General features: G+C 65.0%; 19 protein-coding genes and 1 tRNA gene. 12 read left to right on the top strand and 8 right to left on the bottom strand.

Features of this window, described 5'->3' with window-relative positions:
* Window positions 1–13: 13 nt before the first annotated feature.
* Genes AC5Y5C_RS18115 through AC5Y5C_RS18100 form a run of 4 tightly spaced genes read right to left on the bottom strand, consistent with a single transcriptional unit; the run spans window position 14 to window position 4,560 of the window.
* Window positions 14–2,068 carry an ATP-dependent DNA helicase gene (locus AC5Y5C_RS18115; RefSeq protein ID WP_499976026.1) on the bottom strand — a complete coding sequence of 685 codons (2,055 nt, stop codon included), beginning with the start codon at window positions 2,066–2,068 and terminating at the stop codon, window positions 14–16.
* A complete protein-coding gene (locus AC5Y5C_RS18110) occupies window positions 2,065–2,619 on the bottom strand; it encodes an isochorismatase family protein (RefSeq protein ID WP_499974898.1) in 555 nt (184 codons plus the stop codon). Before AC5Y5C_RS18110 ends, AC5Y5C_RS18115 begins: the two co-directional genes overlap by 4 nt.
* A 24-nt stretch (window positions 2,620–2,643) precedes the next feature.
* On the bottom strand, window positions 2,644–3,237 hold the full coding sequence (locus AC5Y5C_RS18105; protein WP_499974896.1) for a TetR/AcrR family transcriptional regulator: 594 nt from the start codon (window positions 3,235–3,237) through the stop codon (window positions 2,644–2,646).
* Window positions 3,238–3,255: 18 nt separating this feature from the next.
* The gene (locus AC5Y5C_RS18100) at window positions 3,256–4,560 is read right to left on the bottom strand and encodes a nicotinate phosphoribosyltransferase (RefSeq protein WP_499974894.1); all 1,305 of its coding nucleotides are present in this window, start codon (window positions 4,558–4,560) and stop codon (window positions 3,256–3,258) included.
* A 115-nt stretch (window positions 4,561–4,675) separates the two neighbouring features.
* Here AC5Y5C_RS18100 and clpS point away from each other — a divergent pair, with 115 nt between their 5' ends.
* The 11 genes from clpS to rdgB are packed head-to-tail and all read left to right on the top strand — an operon-like array spanning window position 4,676 to window position 12,189.
* Window positions 4,676–4,978, top strand: coding sequence for an ATP-dependent Clp protease adapter ClpS (clpS, locus tag AC5Y5C_RS18095; RefSeq protein WP_005059905.1), 303 nt, complete (start codon window positions 4,676–4,678; stop codon window positions 4,976–4,978).
* Window positions 4,979–4,989: 11 nt separating this feature from the next.
* Window positions 4,990–5,574, top strand: coding sequence for an oxidative stress transcriptional regulator AosR (aosR, locus tag AC5Y5C_RS18090; RefSeq protein ID WP_499974890.1), 585 nt, complete (start codon window positions 4,990–4,992; stop codon window positions 5,572–5,574).
* Window positions 5,575–5,593: 19 nt separating this feature from the next.
* On the top strand, window positions 5,594–6,685 hold the full coding sequence (locus AC5Y5C_RS18085; protein WP_499974887.1) for a P1 family peptidase: 1,092 nt from the start codon (window positions 5,594–5,596) through the stop codon (window positions 6,683–6,685).
* Window positions 6,686–6,724: 39 nt separating this feature from the next.
* Window positions 6,725–7,150 (top strand): M67 family metallopeptidase, encoded by a 426-nt coding sequence (locus AC5Y5C_RS18080; RefSeq protein ID WP_499974884.1) that lies wholly within the window; start codon window positions 6,725–6,727, stop codon window positions 7,148–7,150.
* 18 nt (window positions 7,151–7,168) lie between these two features.
* Window positions 7,169–7,450, top strand: coding sequence for a MoaD/ThiS family protein (locus AC5Y5C_RS18075; RefSeq protein WP_499976023.1), 282 nt, complete (start codon window positions 7,169–7,171; stop codon window positions 7,448–7,450).
* A gap of 6 nt (window positions 7,451–7,456) precedes the next feature.
* Window positions 7,457–8,419: a cysteine synthase gene (locus tag AC5Y5C_RS18070; protein ID WP_499974881.1), complete on the top strand. Its 963-nt coding sequence runs from the start codon at window positions 7,457–7,459 to the stop codon at window positions 8,417–8,419.
* Window positions 8,416–9,075 (top strand): rhomboid family intramembrane serine protease, encoded by a 660-nt coding sequence (locus tag AC5Y5C_RS18065; protein WP_499974878.1) that lies wholly within the window; start codon window positions 8,416–8,418, stop codon window positions 9,073–9,075. The genes AC5Y5C_RS18070 and AC5Y5C_RS18065 overlap by 4 nt, the downstream gene beginning before the upstream one ends.
* Window positions 9,072–9,926, top strand: coding sequence for a glutamate racemase (gene murI / locus AC5Y5C_RS18060; RefSeq protein WP_499974875.1), 855 nt, complete (start codon window positions 9,072–9,074; stop codon window positions 9,924–9,926). The genes AC5Y5C_RS18065 and murI overlap by 4 nt, the downstream gene beginning before the upstream one ends.
* Window positions 9,927–9,968: 42 nt before the next feature.
* A complete protein-coding gene (locus AC5Y5C_RS18055) occupies window positions 9,969–10,730 on the top strand; it encodes a cyclic nucleotide-degrading phosphodiesterase (RefSeq protein WP_499974873.1) in 762 nt (253 codons plus the stop codon).
* Between the two features lie 49 nt (window positions 10,731–10,779).
* Window positions 10,780–11,559, top strand: a complete 780-nt coding sequence (rph, locus tag AC5Y5C_RS18050; protein ID WP_499974871.1) for a ribonuclease PH — start codon at window positions 10,780–10,782, stop codon at window positions 11,557–11,559.
* 9 nt (window positions 11,560–11,568) lie between these two features.
* Window positions 11,569–12,189: an RdgB/HAM1 family non-canonical purine NTP pyrophosphatase gene (gene rdgB, locus AC5Y5C_RS18045; protein WP_499974868.1), complete on the top strand. Its 621-nt coding sequence runs from the start codon at window positions 11,569–11,571 to the stop codon at window positions 12,187–12,189.
* 85 nt (window positions 12,190–12,274) lie between these two features.
* On the opposite strand, the gene AC5Y5C_RS18040 is transcribed toward rdgB, so the two are convergent.
* The 4 genes from AC5Y5C_RS18040 to AC5Y5C_RS18025 form a co-directional block, all read right to left on the bottom strand.
* Entirely contained in the window at window positions 12,275–13,210 is a 936-nt protein-coding gene (locus tag AC5Y5C_RS18040) for an NADP-dependent oxidoreductase (RefSeq protein ID WP_499974866.1), read from the bottom strand.
* Window positions 13,211–13,276: 66 nt separating this feature from the next.
* Window positions 13,277–13,636, bottom strand: coding sequence for a DUF3817 domain-containing protein (locus AC5Y5C_RS18035; protein ID WP_499974864.1), 360 nt, complete (start codon window positions 13,634–13,636; stop codon window positions 13,277–13,279).
* Window positions 13,633–14,001 (bottom strand): hypothetical protein, encoded by a 369-nt coding sequence (locus AC5Y5C_RS18030; protein WP_499974862.1) that lies wholly within the window; start codon window positions 13,999–14,001, stop codon window positions 13,633–13,635. The genes AC5Y5C_RS18035 and AC5Y5C_RS18030 overlap by 4 nt, the downstream gene beginning before the upstream one ends.
* A gap of 47 nt (window positions 14,002–14,048) precedes the next feature.
* On the bottom strand, window positions 14,049–14,312 hold the full coding sequence (locus AC5Y5C_RS18025) for a hypothetical protein (RefSeq protein WP_499974861.1): 264 nt from the start codon (window positions 14,310–14,312) through the stop codon (window positions 14,049–14,051).
* On the opposite strand from AC5Y5C_RS18025, the gene AC5Y5C_RS18020 reads away from it, so the two are divergent.
* Window positions 14,287–14,373 (top strand) — tRNA-Leu (locus AC5Y5C_RS18020). The genes AC5Y5C_RS18025 and AC5Y5C_RS18020 overlap by 26 nt on opposite strands.
* Window positions 14,374–14,384: the final 11 nt, after the last annotated feature.

Genomic DNA, 14,384 nt, shown 5'->3' with positions numbered 1-14,384 from the left:
CTCTCTGTCGGAGCTATCCTCGCGTGTGGGAGCCCTCTCCAGCATAAGTCGCTTTGTGCTGAGTCATCAGCCGTTGTAGCGCCGCGGTGACCACCGACAGATCGTGCGTCGACCAGAATGGTGGCAGCGATGCACGCAGAAAACCGCCGTAACCCGCCGTTGCCATCCGTGAATCGAGCACCGCGACAACGCCTCTGTCCTGCGCACTGCGCAGCAGTCGCCCGGTTCCCTGTGCCAGCAGCAGTGCCGCCTGAGTACCCGCCACGGCCATGAACCCATTGCCTCCGCGCGCGCTGATCGCTCGTTGGCGGGCCGCTCGGAGCGGATCGTCTGGGCGGGGGAACGGGATTCGGTCGATGAGAACGAGCGACAACGAGGGGCCGGGGACGTCGACGCCCTGCCACAGCGACAGGGTGCCGAACAGCGAGGTTTCGGGCTCTGCGCTGAATTGTTCGACCAGAACCGATGTCGCGTCGTCGCCCTGGCACAGCACCCGGGTGTCGAGCCTGGTGCGCATCTCCTCGGATGCTTCCTTGGCGGCGCGCATCGAGGAAAACAGTCCCAGCGTGCGCCCCCCTGCCGCGCGGACCAGGGTTTCGATCTCATCGAGCGTCGCGGCGCCGACGCCGTCGCGTCCTGGGGCGGGAAGGTGCCGCGCGAGGTAGAGAATGGCGGACTTCTCGTGCTGAAACGGGGATCCGACGTCGATGCCATGCCAGATGGTCTTCGCCTCGGTACCCGAGTCCGTGCTGTTTTCGCGGGCGGGCAGACCCCATGAGGCGGCCATGGTGTCGAACTTCCCGCCGAGAGCCAGAGTGGCCGAGGTGAGCACGACGGTGCGCTGCCCGAACAGCCGGGTGCGCAGCAGTCCAGCCACCGATAGGGGTGCCACGCGCAGGACTGGGCGCACTGAGCCCCGGTTGTCCTCATGATCTAGCCAGACCACGTTGGGGCGTGCCGTGATGTCCGGTTCACCCCAGCAGGCCAGCGCTAAGGACGCGGCATCGACTATATCGTCCAGTGCGGCAACTGCTTCCGTGCGCGCCGCAGCGGTGGCGGGGTCAGTGGACTGACCCGTGGGAATCTCGGTGCGCGCCGCGGCCGCAGCGTCGCGCAGTGCGGTCAAGTAGGTGACGGTTTCCTCGTCCGCGCGGTCAATGGTGCCGGGCTTGCTGTCGTGGATCAGTGAGGAGAACGTCGCCGAGCTGGCTTCGAACCGGCTTGCCGTCTCGGGTGATACCAGTCGGCCTATCCGCCGGATGGTGACAGTGAGGCCGACTGCGGAAAGTTCCTGGGTGGCAACACTTGTTACCCGGTCAACGAGGTCGTGTGCCTCGTCGACGATCACCGCGTCATGCTCGGGCAGGATGTTTATGTCGGCAATGGCATCGATGGCCAGCAGCGCGTGATTGGTGACCACCACATCCGACTGTCCCGCGTCGAGCCGCGCCAGCTCGGCAAAACACTCGGTGCCGAACGGACACCGGGTAGCGCCGAGGCATTCGCGTGCCGACACGCTGACCTGTGACCAGGAACGATCGGGCACACCGGGCTTGAGCTCATCGCGATCCCCGGTCTTGGTGGTATCCGCCCAGTCGTTGAGCCGCTGCACATCGCGTCCGAGCGCACTGGCCGCGAACGGTTCGAACAACGTATCGGGCGCTTCCTGATCGGAGGCGGCTCCGTTGTGTAACTTATTGAGGCACAGGTAATTTCCGCGGCCTTTGAGAATTGCGAATGTCGGCTTGCGGGACAGTGAGGGTGCCAACGCTTCGGCTAATCGGGGCAGATCGCGATCCACGAGCTGACGTTGCAGCGCGATGGTTGCCGTGGAGACCACGACCGGAGATGACTCCTCGATGGCATGGGCAAGGGCAGGCACCAGGTATGCCAGGGACTTACCGGTGCCGGTGCCGGCCTGGACCACCAGGTGTTCACCGCTGTGTAGCGAGTGTTCGACGGCGGTGGCCATGGTGAGCTGTCCGGTGCGTTCAGTTCCGCCAAGGGCTGTGACGGCGGTGGCGAGCAGACCCGTGGATGTGGATGCGCCGCCCGATTTCTCGTTCAGCGGGTCACCTCGACGCCGGCGTCCCGAAGCTCATCCAGGGCACGATTCATCGATTCTTCCTTAATGCCAACGGAATATTCGGTGAGCACACGGACATGCAGCCCCTGCCGAGCCGCGTCGCGGGCGGTGGCGGCTACACAGTAGTCGGTGGCGATCCCCACCACGTCGACGCTGTCCAGATCTCGGGTCTGCAGCCACGGCGCCAGTGCCGTGCCATCGGTGCAGACGCCCTCGAAGCCCGAATATGCGGCGGCATAGCTGCCTTTGAAGAACACCTCGTCGATGAGACTGAGATCCAGGTCGGGATGGAAGTCAGCGCCGGGTGTGCCGGCCCGACAGTGCGGCGGCCAGCTCGTCGCGAAGTCCGGCGTCTCGGAGAAGTGGTCGCCCGGGTCGACGTGAAAATCGCGAGTTGCCACCACCGCGTCGTACACGCCGGAATTGGTGAGGTTGTTGAGCGTCCGGGCGAGTGCGGCGCCACCGGGCACGGGCAACGAGCCTCCTTCGCAGAAGTCGTTCTGCACGTCGACGACGATAAGTGCCCTGCCCATGGATCGACGGTACCCGGCCAGTGCTCAGTCGAAGATCGCCGACACCTGGCGGCCCATGCGTGAGATGTAGTCGATGAGCTCGTCGCGGCTGATGCCCAGATCTCCGCGGAGATAGTCGATGATGGCGCCCGAGGCCGCGCCGACGAGCGATACCGACAGAAATCGGCGGCGTCCCGGATCGTCGATATTCACCAGCGCCTTCTCCGCGAGTGAGGCGAACGCCATTGAACCCGCGAATCCGACGCTGCCGAGTGTCGGCTCGGTGAAAGGAGCCAGCATCATGATGCGGCCGTATTCCGGGTTGTCGACGGTCGCCCCGATGAAGGTTTCGACCGCACGGGTCTCTAAATCGTCGCCATCGGCGGCGAATTCGGTGACGACACGCATCACGGATTCGAGGACGTCCTGGTACACCGCGCGCACGAAGTCGTCTCGATCACCGAACTCCTCGTAGAAGTTGCGTTCCGAGACACCGGAAGACCTGCACACGGTACGGATGGTCAGAGCCGGCCCGTCGATGGCGCCGAGCGCCGCGATGCCCGCATCGAGCAGTGCGCGTCGACGCGTCGCCCGACGCTCCTCGGGAGTGGTTCCCGCCCATTGCCTTCTGGCTGTCATGTGTCCTCCGGGCCGGAATTATCCCACCAATCGGGTGGTAATCGCAGGATCCCCATGGGAAAGGCCTAACCCTTCCCACGGCAGGCTCAGTAATCCTGCGTGTACACGCCCTCTGGCGTCGTCGAGCGAGTCGGTGGTGATAGGCGTGCCGCCGCGCGCCAGTGGGGTGGTCAGCGTCCGGTGTGGCTCGTGGACCGCCGGACGGCCGGTAGTCGTGCGATACACCACTTCCTCGGTGATGGTGCCGGTCGGCTTGGTGGTGCGCAGGGCGCATTTATGGCCGCCGTGGGATTCCTTGTGACTGCTGCGTTTTGCCACGGGGATGCCGTCGATCTCGACGAGCTTGTAGACCATGCCGGCAGTCGGGAATCCTGAGCCGGTGACGACCGAGGTCCCCACGCCGTAGATGTCGACGGGCTCGGCGCGTAGCGCCGCGATGGAGTACTCGTCGAGGTCTCCGGAGACGACAATGCGGGTTCGGTGCGCGCCCAGCGCATCGAGTTGGGCGCGCACTTGCCTGGCCAGCATGCCCAGATCGCCGGAATCGATGCGGACCGCCCCCAGCGCGGGGCCCGCGACGGCAATCGCGTTCTCGACCCCGCTGGTGATGTCGTAGGTGTCCACCAGAAGGGTGGTCGAGACACCGAGCGCCTCCACTTGTGCACGAAACGCCTCGCGTTCGGCCTCGCCGGGGCTCATGCCGTCCTTGGCGTGGAGCAGGGTGAACGCATGTGCGGCGGTACCACGGGCGGGCACGCCATAACGGCGCTGTGCTTCCAGGTTGGACGTCGATTCGAACCCCGCGAGATAAGCCGCGCGGGCACAGGCCACCGCCGCCAGTTCGTGCGTGCGCCGTGACCCCATCTCGATGAGCGGACGGCCCCCGGCCGCCGACACCATTCGGGCGGCGGCAGAGGCGACGGCACTGTCGTGGTTCAGGATCGACAGTGCCAGGGTTTCGAGGATGACGCATTCAGCGAAGGTTCCACGCACGGTCAGCACCGGGGATCCCGGGAAGTAGAGCTCACCCTCCGGGTAGCCGTCTATGTCACCGCTGAATCGATACGCGGCGAGGTACTGGAGTGCGTCATTGTCCAAAAAATCGGATAATGATTTCAATTCTTCGGATCCGAATCGGAACTCGGCAAGCGCTTCGAGCAATCGGGCGGTGCCGGCAACCACGCCGTACCGTCGACCGTCCGGCAACCTTCTGGCAAACACTTCGAAGGTGGCTTGACGTCCCGCGGTGCCATCACGCAGTGCCGCGGCGAGCATAGTGAGCTCGTACTTGTCGGTGAGCAATGACGTGCACTGGTGCGTCATGTGCGCCACGTTAGCGGGATACCTGGGTGCATGACCGGCTCCGACAGGCTTCGGGCAGACAGCGGAACTCCGAACTTGATGCTGACAGAGTTGGCGGTCCCGGTATTCTGGGGCCATGGGTGCGCCGGCGCGAGCCTTGCCAGGGACTACTGCGGAGAGGTCTGTCGAACATGTCGACGAGACTCAGTCGCCGTGGGTCACCATCGTCTGGGACGACCCGGTAAACCTGATGAACTATGTCGCCTATGTGTTCCAGCAGCTGTTTGGCTATAGCGAGACCGAGGCCACCAACCTGATGTTGCAGGTTCACCATGAGGGTAAGGCCGTGGTGTCGTGCGGGGCTCGCGAGTCGATGGAGATCGATGTCAGCAAGCTGCATGCCGCCGGTCTGTGGGCCACTCTGCAGCAGGATCGTTGAGCCGCTGAGCCGTGCGAAAGTGGAAGCGCGTTAACGCGTCTGATGGGATCCGGCTGCGTTCTGAGATGGAGCCGCATGAGGCTGCGCTCGTACAATCGATGGTCACGTCGATGTTGGCGATGCTGGATGAGCGCGAATCCTCGGCGCCCAGTGACGAATTGGCGCAGATGACGGGTATCCGGACGGGGAACTCCGAGGCCCCCACCGATGTCACCTTAGGGCGGCTACTTCCGGACTTTCACCGTCCTGACCAGGACGGGACCAGCAGCATCGAGGCGGTCAGCGGACTCAACAGCGCGCTGCGCAGCCTGTATGAGCCGGACATAATCGACGCCAAACGCGAGTCGGGACAACGGTTGTTGCGCACGCTTCCTCCCGACGGAGGGCGATTCGAGCTGTCCGAGGACGATGCGCGCGCATGGCTGACCGCACTGAATGACGTGCGCTTGGCGCTGGGGGCGATGCTCGGCATCGACAGCGACGGGCCGCAGGAGTTGCCCGCCGACGATCCGATGGCCGGGCACATGGATATTTATCACTGGCTGACCGTGATGCAGGAGTTGTTGGTGCTCGCGTTGATGGGTAAAGCGCCCTGATGGTGAGGAAGTTGCGCAGATGAGCCAGTTCTCTGGGTCGATCACCGACGTTCCGGGAATGCTCGTGGGGCATCACCAGCGGGTTGACGCCGATGCCGGCCTCGGGTCGGGCTGGGCGACCGGCACCACCGTGGTGCTGGCGCCACCGGGGACCACGGGCGCGGTCGATGTGCGCGGCGGGGCTCCGGGAACGCGTGAATCCGATCTGCTCGATCCGGTCAATACGGTCTCGACGGTCGACGCCATTGTGCTCACCGGGGGGAGTGCCTACGGCTTAGCCGCCGCAGACGGAGTGATGCGCTGGCTGGAGGAACGGGGCAGGGGAGTGGCGTTGCCCGGTGGCACTGTGCCCATCGTCCCCGGGGCGGTCATCTTCGACCTGCCGGTGGGTGCCTGGAAGAACCGGCCCGATGCTGAATTCGGATATCGCGCAGCGGAAGATGCCAATGATGCGCCGCATTGGGGCACGGTGGGTGCTGGTGTCGGAGCGCGGGCCGGAACTCTCAAGGGGGGTATCGGGTCGGCGAGTGCGGATCTGGGCAACGGGATTGTGGTGGGAGCCGTGATTGTCGCCAACCCTGTTGGGCTGGTTATTAATCCGTCGACAGGGCTGCCCTGGGACCCTGCATGTGCACCGGAACTGGGCGCGCCCCCGGCCAGCCAGATCGCAGCGCTGGCCGCGTTGCCCGACAAGTCGGTGTCGTTGAACACGACGATCGGCGTGGTGGCGACCAACGCCCCGCTGACCAAGGCGCAATGTCGCCGAGTAGCGATCGCCGCCCATGACGGGCTGGCGCGGGCGATCAGGCCCGCGCACACCCCGATGGACGGGGACACGTTGTACGTACTGGCGACCGGGACTGGCGAGGGCGATGCCGAGGCGGCGATGAGCCTCTCGGGCGAAGAGCAGATAGCGGCGATGAGCCTCTCGGGCGAAGAGCAGATAGCGGCGATGAGCCTCTCGGGCGAAGAGCAGATAGCTCTGACCGCCTCGGTGGGAATCGCCGCCGCCGACTGCGTCGAGCGGGCCGTGGTGCGCGCGGTGGTGGGCGCCGCGGGCGTTGCCGGAATACCCGCATATCGTGAGGTGTTGCCAGGAGCGTTTTCGTAGTGCTCCGCCACGGCGCCAGAGGGAAGGGAAGGACTGTTGGTGCTTCGTATTCGTGCTGACCTGGTCGATGCCATGGTGAAGCACGCCCGTGCCGACCACCCCGATGAGGCCTGCGGCGTAGTGGCGGGTCCGGAGGGCTCCGATCGTCCAGAGCGGCACGTGGCCATGATCAACGCCGAGCGGTCTCCGACTTTTTATCGCTTTGATTCCGGTGAGCAGCTTCGAGTTTGGCGTGGGATGGATGACGCCGACGAGGTGCCGGTGGTTATCTATCACTCCCACACCGCGACCGAGGCTTACCCCAGCCGTACCGATATCAACTTGGCCGCGGAGCCCGATGCCCACTACGTCTTGGTGTCCACTCGCGATCCGGAGCAGCATGAGCTGCGCAGTTACCGGATTATCGACGGAGTGGTCACCGAAGAGGAGATTTCCGTTGTGGACCAATACGTCGAGCAGTACTAGAGAAAAGGAATGTCCACAGTGTCGATTGAAGTGTCGATTCCCACCATCTTGCGCACTCACACCGGTGGCGAGAAGCGCGTCACCGCAACGGGTTCCACCTTGCAGGCGGTGATCGCGGATCTGGAGTCCAACTATTCCGGGATCTCCGACCGGCTCGTCGACCCAGCTTCCCCGGGTAAGTTGCACCGCTTCGTGAACATCTACGTCAACGACGAGGACGTGCGGTTCTCGGGTGGGCTGGACACTGTGATCGCCGATGGCGATTCGGTCACCATCCTGCCCGCCGTGGCCGGTGGCTAGCGGCGCATGACCCGATACGACTCGCTGCTGCAGGCCCTCGGGAACACGCCGTTGGTCGGCTTGCAGAGGCTGTCTCCGGCCTGGAACGGCGATCCGCACGTGCGGTTGTGGGCCAAGCTGGAAGACCGCAATCCGACCGGATCCATCAAGGATCGGCCCGCGCTGCGCATGATCGAACAGGCCGAGCAGGACGGGCTGCTGGAACCGGGAGCCACGATTCTGGAGCCCACCAGCGGTAACACCGGTATCTCGATGGCTATGGCCGCGCAGCTCAAGGGCTACAAGATGATCTGCGTGATGCCGGAGAACACCTCCATCGAGCGGCGTCAGCTGCTTGAGCTCTACGGCGCCCGCATCATCTTCTCCGCGGCCGAAGGTGGCTCCAACACCGCCGTCGCCACCGCCAAAGAACTTGCCGCGCAGAACCCTTCGTGGGTAATGCTGTACCAGTACGGCAACCCGGCAAATGCGGCCGCGCACTATCACGGCACCGGCCCGGAGATTCTGGCCGATCTGCCCGAGATCACTCATTTCGTCGCCGGGCTGGGCACCACCGGCACCCTGATGGGTACGGGACGGTTCTTGCGGGAACGAGTGCAGAACGTACAAATTGTTGCCGCCGAGCCGCGCTACGGCGAGGGTGTCTACGCGTTGCGCAACATCGATGAGGGATTCGTGCCCGAGCTGTACGACCCGGAGGTGCTCACCACCCGCTTTTCGGTCGGGTCGTTCGATGCGGTGCGCCGCACCCGTGAGTTGGTTCACGTCGAAGGCATCTTCGCAGGCATTTCGACCGGTGCGATTCTGCACGCGGCACTCGGCATGGCTGCCAAGGCGGTCAAGGCCGGCGAGCGGGCGGATATCGCCTTCGTGGTGGCCGATGCGGGGTGGAAGTATCTGTCGACCGGTGCGTACGCCGGTACCGTGGATGACGCAGAGGATGCGCTGGAAGGGCAGTTGTGGGCATGACGGGATTGAGCGGGGGCCCGGAGGGGTTCCGTTCCTCCCGTCCCGAGCGGTCCGGACGTCCGCAGTGGGTTACCGGCGGAATCCTCGTGGTCTCATTCGTGGCGCTGCTCTATGTCGTCGAGGGCATCGATTCGGTCACCGGACACCGTCTCGACGAGAACGGCATTCGGCCCCTGGAGACCGACGGACTCGACGGCATCTTGTTCGCGCCACTGCTGCATGCCAACTGGGGGCATCTGGTTGCTAACACGGTGCCCGCGCTCGTGCTGGGTTTCCTGGCGGCGGCCGCCGGTCTCGGGCGCTTCCTGCTGGCAACCGCGATCATCTGGGTGCTGGGCGGAATCGGCACGTGGCTCATCGGCAACCTCGGCTCGCCGTACGAGACCAATCACATCGGGGCCTCGGGCCTGATCTTCGGGTGGCTCACCTATGTGATCGTCAGGGGCTTCTTCAACCGGAGTGTGGTTCAGATCCTCATCGGTGTCGTTGTGATCGTTCTCTACGGCGGTGTGCTGTGGGGTGTGCTGCCCGGACAGTTCGGGGTGTCCTGGCAGGGGCACCTGAGTGGGGCCATCGCCGGTGTACTCGCCGCCTACTGGCTCTCCGGCAGGGAACGCAAGGCGAAGGCCTCATCGCCGCCGAGGCTGACGACGTGACCAGCCCGAGCGCACCCATCGGGATATTCGATTCCGGTGTCGGCGGCTTGACCGTCGCGCGGGCCGTCATCGATCAGCTGCCCGACGAGGACATCGTCTACGTCGGTGACACCGGCAATGGGCCGTATGGCCCGCTGAGCATCCCCGAGATCCGCAGACACGCGTTGGCCATCGGCGACGACCTCGTCGGGCGCGGGGTGAAAGCCCTGGTGATCGCCTGCAATACGGCTTCGGCGGCGTGCCTGCGTGATGCCCGCGAGCGCTACGCGCCGGTGCCGGTCGTCGAGGTGGTATTGCCTGCCGTGCGGCGAGCCGTGCACACCACACACAACAACAAGATCGGCGTCATCGGCACCGCGGCGACCATCGCGTCGGGGGCGTACCAGGATGCGTTCGCGGCCGCACGCGACACCGAAATCACGGCGGTGGCGTGTCCACGGTTCGTCGATTTCGTCGAGCGCGGCATCACGAGTGGGCGGCAGGTGCTGCAGCTGGCGGAGGGATATCTGGAGCCGCTGCAGCGGGCTCAGGTCGACACCGTGGTGCTGGGCTGCACCCACTATCCGTTGCTGTCCGGGTTGATCCAGCTCGCCATGGGCGAGGATGTCACGTTGGTGTCCAGCGCCGAGGAAACTGCCAAGGACCTGCTGCGGGTGCTGTCGGAGAGGGATCTGCTGCGTCCACATCCGGATAACCCGAGTGCCTCGCGTCCGAACCGCATTTTCGAGGCAACCGGTGACCCCGATGCGTTCCGCACTCTGGCGGCCCGATTCCTCGGCCCGGCTGTGACGGCAGTGCAAACTCGAGCTAGCGGTGTTCCGGGTTACACCGAAATTGCAACACCTCTCTAACCCTCTGCCGAGACGCTTGCCAGACGTGGCAAGCTAGGGGCTGTGCGAGTCACCGTGCTCGGCTGTTCAGGCAGTGTCACCGGACCGGATTCACCGGCGTCTGGTTACCTCCTGACGGCACCGGATGCGCCACCGTTGGTCATCGACTTCGGCGGCGGTGTCTTGGGCTCTCTGCAACGTTTCGCCGATCCCGGATCGGTGTCCGTTCTGCTGTCGCACCTGCATGCCGACCACTGCCTCGACCTACCCGGTCTGTTCGTGTGGCGCCGCTATCACCCGAATCCGCCCAAGGGCAAGGCGATCATGTATGGGCCCGCCGACACTCTGGTGCGCGTAGGCGCGGCCTCCGCCGAGATCGGGGGCGAGGTCGACGATTTCACCGACATCTTCGACCTGTATGCGTGGAGCGAGGGTGTGCCGGTCGAATTCGGGTCGCTTACCGTGACACCCACACGGGTGGCGCACCCGCCGGAGTCGTATGGGCTGCGGATCGAGGATACGTCGGGTGCCGTCCTGGCCTACAGCGGGGACACCGGCATCTGCGATGCCGTGGTCGAGCTGGCTCGCGATGCCGACGTCTTCCTGTGCGAGGCGTCGTGGACGCATATGCCGGGGCACCGTCCGCCGGATCTTCACCTGTCGGGAACAGAAGCGGGTCAGATCGCGACCCGGGCGGGTGTGAAGGAACTGCTGCTGACCCACATCCCGCCGTGGACCTCGCGTGAGGACGTCATCGCCGAGGCCAAGTCGGCGTTCGACGGGCCGGTGCGGGCCGTGGTCGCCGGGGAGAGCATCGACCTGTAGCTCTGCCACTCACACTTGGCACTGCGGCGGAGACGATAAGGTCGAGGGCGTGTCCAGACGAGAAGACGGCAGACAAGACGACGAGCTGCGCCCAGTAACCATCACGCGGGGATTCACTGCGCACCCGGCGGGTTCGGTACTCATTGAGTTCGGCCAGACGCGGGTGATGTGCACCGCCAGTGCCACCGAGGGCGTGCCGCGTTGGCGTAAGGGTTCTGGACTTGGTTGGCTGACAGCCGAATACGCGATGCTGCCAGCCTCTACTCATACCCGTAGCGATCGTGAATCGGTCAAGGGGCGCGTGGGTGGTCGTACTCAGGAGATCAGCCGCTTGATCGGGCGGTCACTCCGCGCCTGTATCGATTTGTCGGCATTGGGCGAGAACACCATTGCCATCGACTGCGATGTGCTGCAGGCCGATGGCGGTACCCGCACAGCGGCGATCACCGGCGCCTATGTGGCGCTCGCCGATGCGGTGACCTACTTGGCCGCGCATGGCAAACTCGCCGATGAGGAGCCACTGTCCTGCGCGATCGCCGCGGTGAGCGTCGGCGTGGTGGACGGCCGGGTGCGTGTGGACCTTCCGTACGAAGAGGATTCGCGCGCCGAGGTGGACATGAACGTGGTGGCCACCGACACCGGCACGTTGGTGGAGGTACAGGGCACCGGCGAGGGTGCCACCTTCCCACGCACAACGCTGGACAAGCTGCTTGACGCCGCGGTGGGAGCTGCCGACCAGTTGTTCGTTCTGCAGAAGGAAGCACTCGCATTGCCCTACCCGGGTGTACTGCCCGACGCGCCACAGAAGAAGGCGTTCGGTTCGAAGTAAGCGGGGGACATGAAAATACTTGTCGCAAGCCGTAACCCGAAAAAGCTCGCGGAGTTGCATCGGGTGTTGGAGTCTTCGGGGGTTACCGGGGTCGAGCTGGTTTCACTTGCCGACGTGCGCGAATACGAGGAAGTGCCCGAAACGGGTGCCAGCTTTGAGGACAACGCACTGATCAAAGCGCGTGAGGGCGCAACGCAGACCGGACTTGCCTGTGTTGCCGATGATTCTGGACTCGCGGTGGATGCCCTGAACTGGATGCCGGGCGTGTTGTCCGCACGCTGGTGCGGGCGGCATGGAGATGACGCCGCCAACACCGCGCTGCTGCTCGCCCAGCTTTCCGACGTGCCCGACGAGCGTCGCGGTGCGGCGTTTGTGTCAGCGTGTGCGCTGGTGACCCCGGAGGGCGAAGAGGTGGTTGTGGAGGGGCGCTGGAAGGGGTCCATCGCGCGGGAACCCGCGGGGCAGAATGGCTTCGGCTATGACCCCATCTTCGTGCCACGCGGAGGTCTGCGCACGGCAGCGGAGATGGCGCCCGAAGAGAAGGACGCGGCGTCGCATCGCGGGCGGGCGCTTGCCGCGCTACTGCCGATGCTGCGCAATCTGGTGAACCTCGGCCGCACTGCGCCCTAGTCTCCAGTTCCCTTGCGCGAGCAGACGCTTATTGCGGCCCTTACCAGGGTTTTCCGTGCAATAAGCGTCTGCTCGCGAGGGTTGGTTACGGCTGCAGGATGATTTTTCCGCGGGCGTGGCCCGTCTGTCCGTACTCATGGGCCTGGCGGGCTTCGGCCAAAGGATAGGTGCGGTCGACGGTGACTTTCAGTTCGCCGTTGCCTGCCAGTCGAATCAGCTCGGGACGGGCGGCGAGCCGTATCTCGGTGCCCGCGTCGGCACCCGGGCCTCCGCCCAGCGCCTTGAAGCCATCGCTTGCGGCACGGCCGAATCCGGCAATCGTCGCGATCCGGCTCTTGTCGGCCACTAGCGCCAGCGATACGTCGGCGGCCTCGTCGGTGCCGACGAGATCGAGGGCCGCGTCGACGGATCCGATGGCGCTGACACGGTCTTGCAGACCGGGGCCGTACTCGACCGGGACTGCCCCATAACCGCGCAACTGGTCGTGGCGGGCAGCGCTCGCGGTGGCGATCACCGTTGCGCCGCGGGCCTTCGCGAGTTGGGTGGCAAGCAACCCCACGCCGCCCGCAGCACCGTGAATCAGGACGGTGTCACCGCCGGTGACGTTGGTGGCTTCCAACAGATGGACCGCGGTTTGCCCGGTGAGGAGGAACCCGGCCGCCTCGGGGAAGGACAAACTCGCCGGCTTCTTGAACACCTGGTCCGCGGTGGCGATGACCTGGCCCGCGTAACCGCCGATCTGCCCGGCAGCGATGACGTCGTCGCCGGGTGCGAGCCCGTCGACACCTGGACCGACCGCAGCGACTGTTCCGGACACTTCCAGACCGAGGCGCATCGGGAGATTCTCGGGGTCGGTACCGAAGGCGCCCGAGTACAACTTCCAGTCGATCGGATTGACGCCGGCGGCCTTGACGTCGACGAGTACTTCGCCCTCGCCGGGACTGTCGATCGGCACCTCGCGGAGTTCGAGGACATCGGATGCGCCGTACGCGGTGGCGACAACTGCGTGTGTGGTGGTCATACCGCTATCCAACCCGCATCCTCATGTCAGCATTCCTGACATTGGAGATTTTTTGAGAATGGAGCGCTAGACGCCGAATTGCTCCTTGACCTGTTTGGTGCGGTAGTGCTCGACGATGAAGCCGAGCAGCGGGATCGTGCCTGCCAGGAGCGTGCCAGCGGTACGCGGCCAAGGCCAGCGCACCTTGATGGCCAGATCGGTGGTGAAGATCAGGTACACGAAGTAGATCCACCCATGCACGATCCCGATCCAGCTCGGCGGATGCGGAACGTGCTCAATGTATTTGAGCCACATCTCCCAGCAGAGGGCGATAAGCCAGACACCGGTGGTCCACGCCAGGATGCGATAGCGCCACAGCGCGCCGCGGATCTTCGCGACCGGGGTGGTCACTACAGGCGTGTCTGGGGTGGCTTCGGGCTCGGTCACGGGGCGGGCTTCCTATCTTCTTCTGCCAAGGCGGCGAGGTAAGCGTTGTATTCGGTGAGTGTGCGATCTGCGGGGTCCGGCTTGGCGGAGGCGGGGCGGGCGGGCAGCAGCCCCTCAGGTATCTCGGTCACCCGGTCGGTCGGCGGCGGGGGCGGCCCCTGGTCCTCGTACTGGACGAAGCGCCGGTAGGCCCAGATCACGAATGCTGCGAACAGCGGCCACTGCAGCGCATAGCCCAGGTTCTGGCCATCACCGGTCACCGACTCGAAGCGCTGGAACTGCCAGTAGGCCAGGCCCAGGAACGCGAGCGCGCTGACGCCCACCAGCACGATGAGTGCCGGTCTCCGACGCCGTGTAGTGGACACCTTCTGACGGTACCGCGTGAGGAGGATGCACACGCCAATGCCCCTGGTCAGCGCTTCGGGCCGATGAACTCGTCGAGACATGCGGCGGCCGCCTTGCGGTAGATGGAGACCACGTACCTGGTCGATCGTGTCCAGGGAATGTCGAGATTGTCGAGTGGGGCGGTGAAGAGCCCGAGGATGTCTTCGGAGCGGTTGGTGACGCCGCTGTGCCGCCGACTACGGCCAACTTCTCGGCCGCCACCGACAACGTCCGGAACAATCTGACCTGTAGGATTGCCGTGCCATGCGGGCGTGATGAAATTGGCAGACATGCTGGCTTTAGGTGCCAGTGCTCGAAAGAGCGTGTGGGTTCGAGTCCCTCCGCCCGCACCAAGGGTCTCGTC

The organism is Mycobacterium sp. NGS15 (assembly GCF_059813245.1).
The sequence above is the reverse complement of the archived record's forward strand: the minus strand, read 5'-3'. Positions and strand labels throughout refer to the sequence as shown.

Coding starts and splice junctions, on each gene's coding strand:
- AC5Y5C_RS18110 (WP_499974898.1), bottom strand. CDS start 2,619: ATGGGCAGGGCACTTATCGTCGTCGACGTGCAGAACGACTTCTGCGAA.
- AC5Y5C_RS18100 (WP_499974894.1), bottom strand. CDS start 4,560: ATGACGCACCAGTGCACGTCATTGCTCACCGACAAGTACGAGCTCACT.
- AC5Y5C_RS18085 (WP_499974887.1), top strand. CDS start 5,594: ATGAGCCAGTTCTCTGGGTCGATCACCGACGTTCCGGGAATGCTCGTG.
- AC5Y5C_RS18065 (WP_499974878.1), top strand. CDS start 8,416: ATGACGGGATTGAGCGGGGGCCCGGAGGGGTTCCGTTCCTCCCGTCCC.
- rdgB (WP_499974868.1), top strand. CDS start 11,569: ATGAAAATACTTGTCGCAAGCCGTAACCCGAAAAAGCTCGCGGAGTTG.
- AC5Y5C_RS18040 (WP_499974866.1), bottom strand. CDS start 13,210: ATGACCACCACACACGCAGTTGTCGCCACCGCGTACGGCGCATCCGAT.
- AC5Y5C_RS18070 (WP_499974881.1), top strand. CDS start 7,457: ATGACCCGATACGACTCGCTGCTGCAGGCCCTCGGGAACACGCCGTTG.
- clpS (WP_005059905.1), top strand. CDS start 4,676: ATGGGTGCGCCGGCGCGAGCCTTGCCAGGGACTACTGCGGAGAGGTCT.
- AC5Y5C_RS18025 (WP_499974861.1), bottom strand. CDS start 14,312: ATGTCTGCCAATTTCATCACGCCCGCATGGCACGGCAATCCTACAGGT.
- AC5Y5C_RS18105 (WP_499974896.1), bottom strand. CDS start 3,237: ATGACAGCCAGAAGGCAATGGGCGGGAACCACTCCCGAGGAGCGTCGG.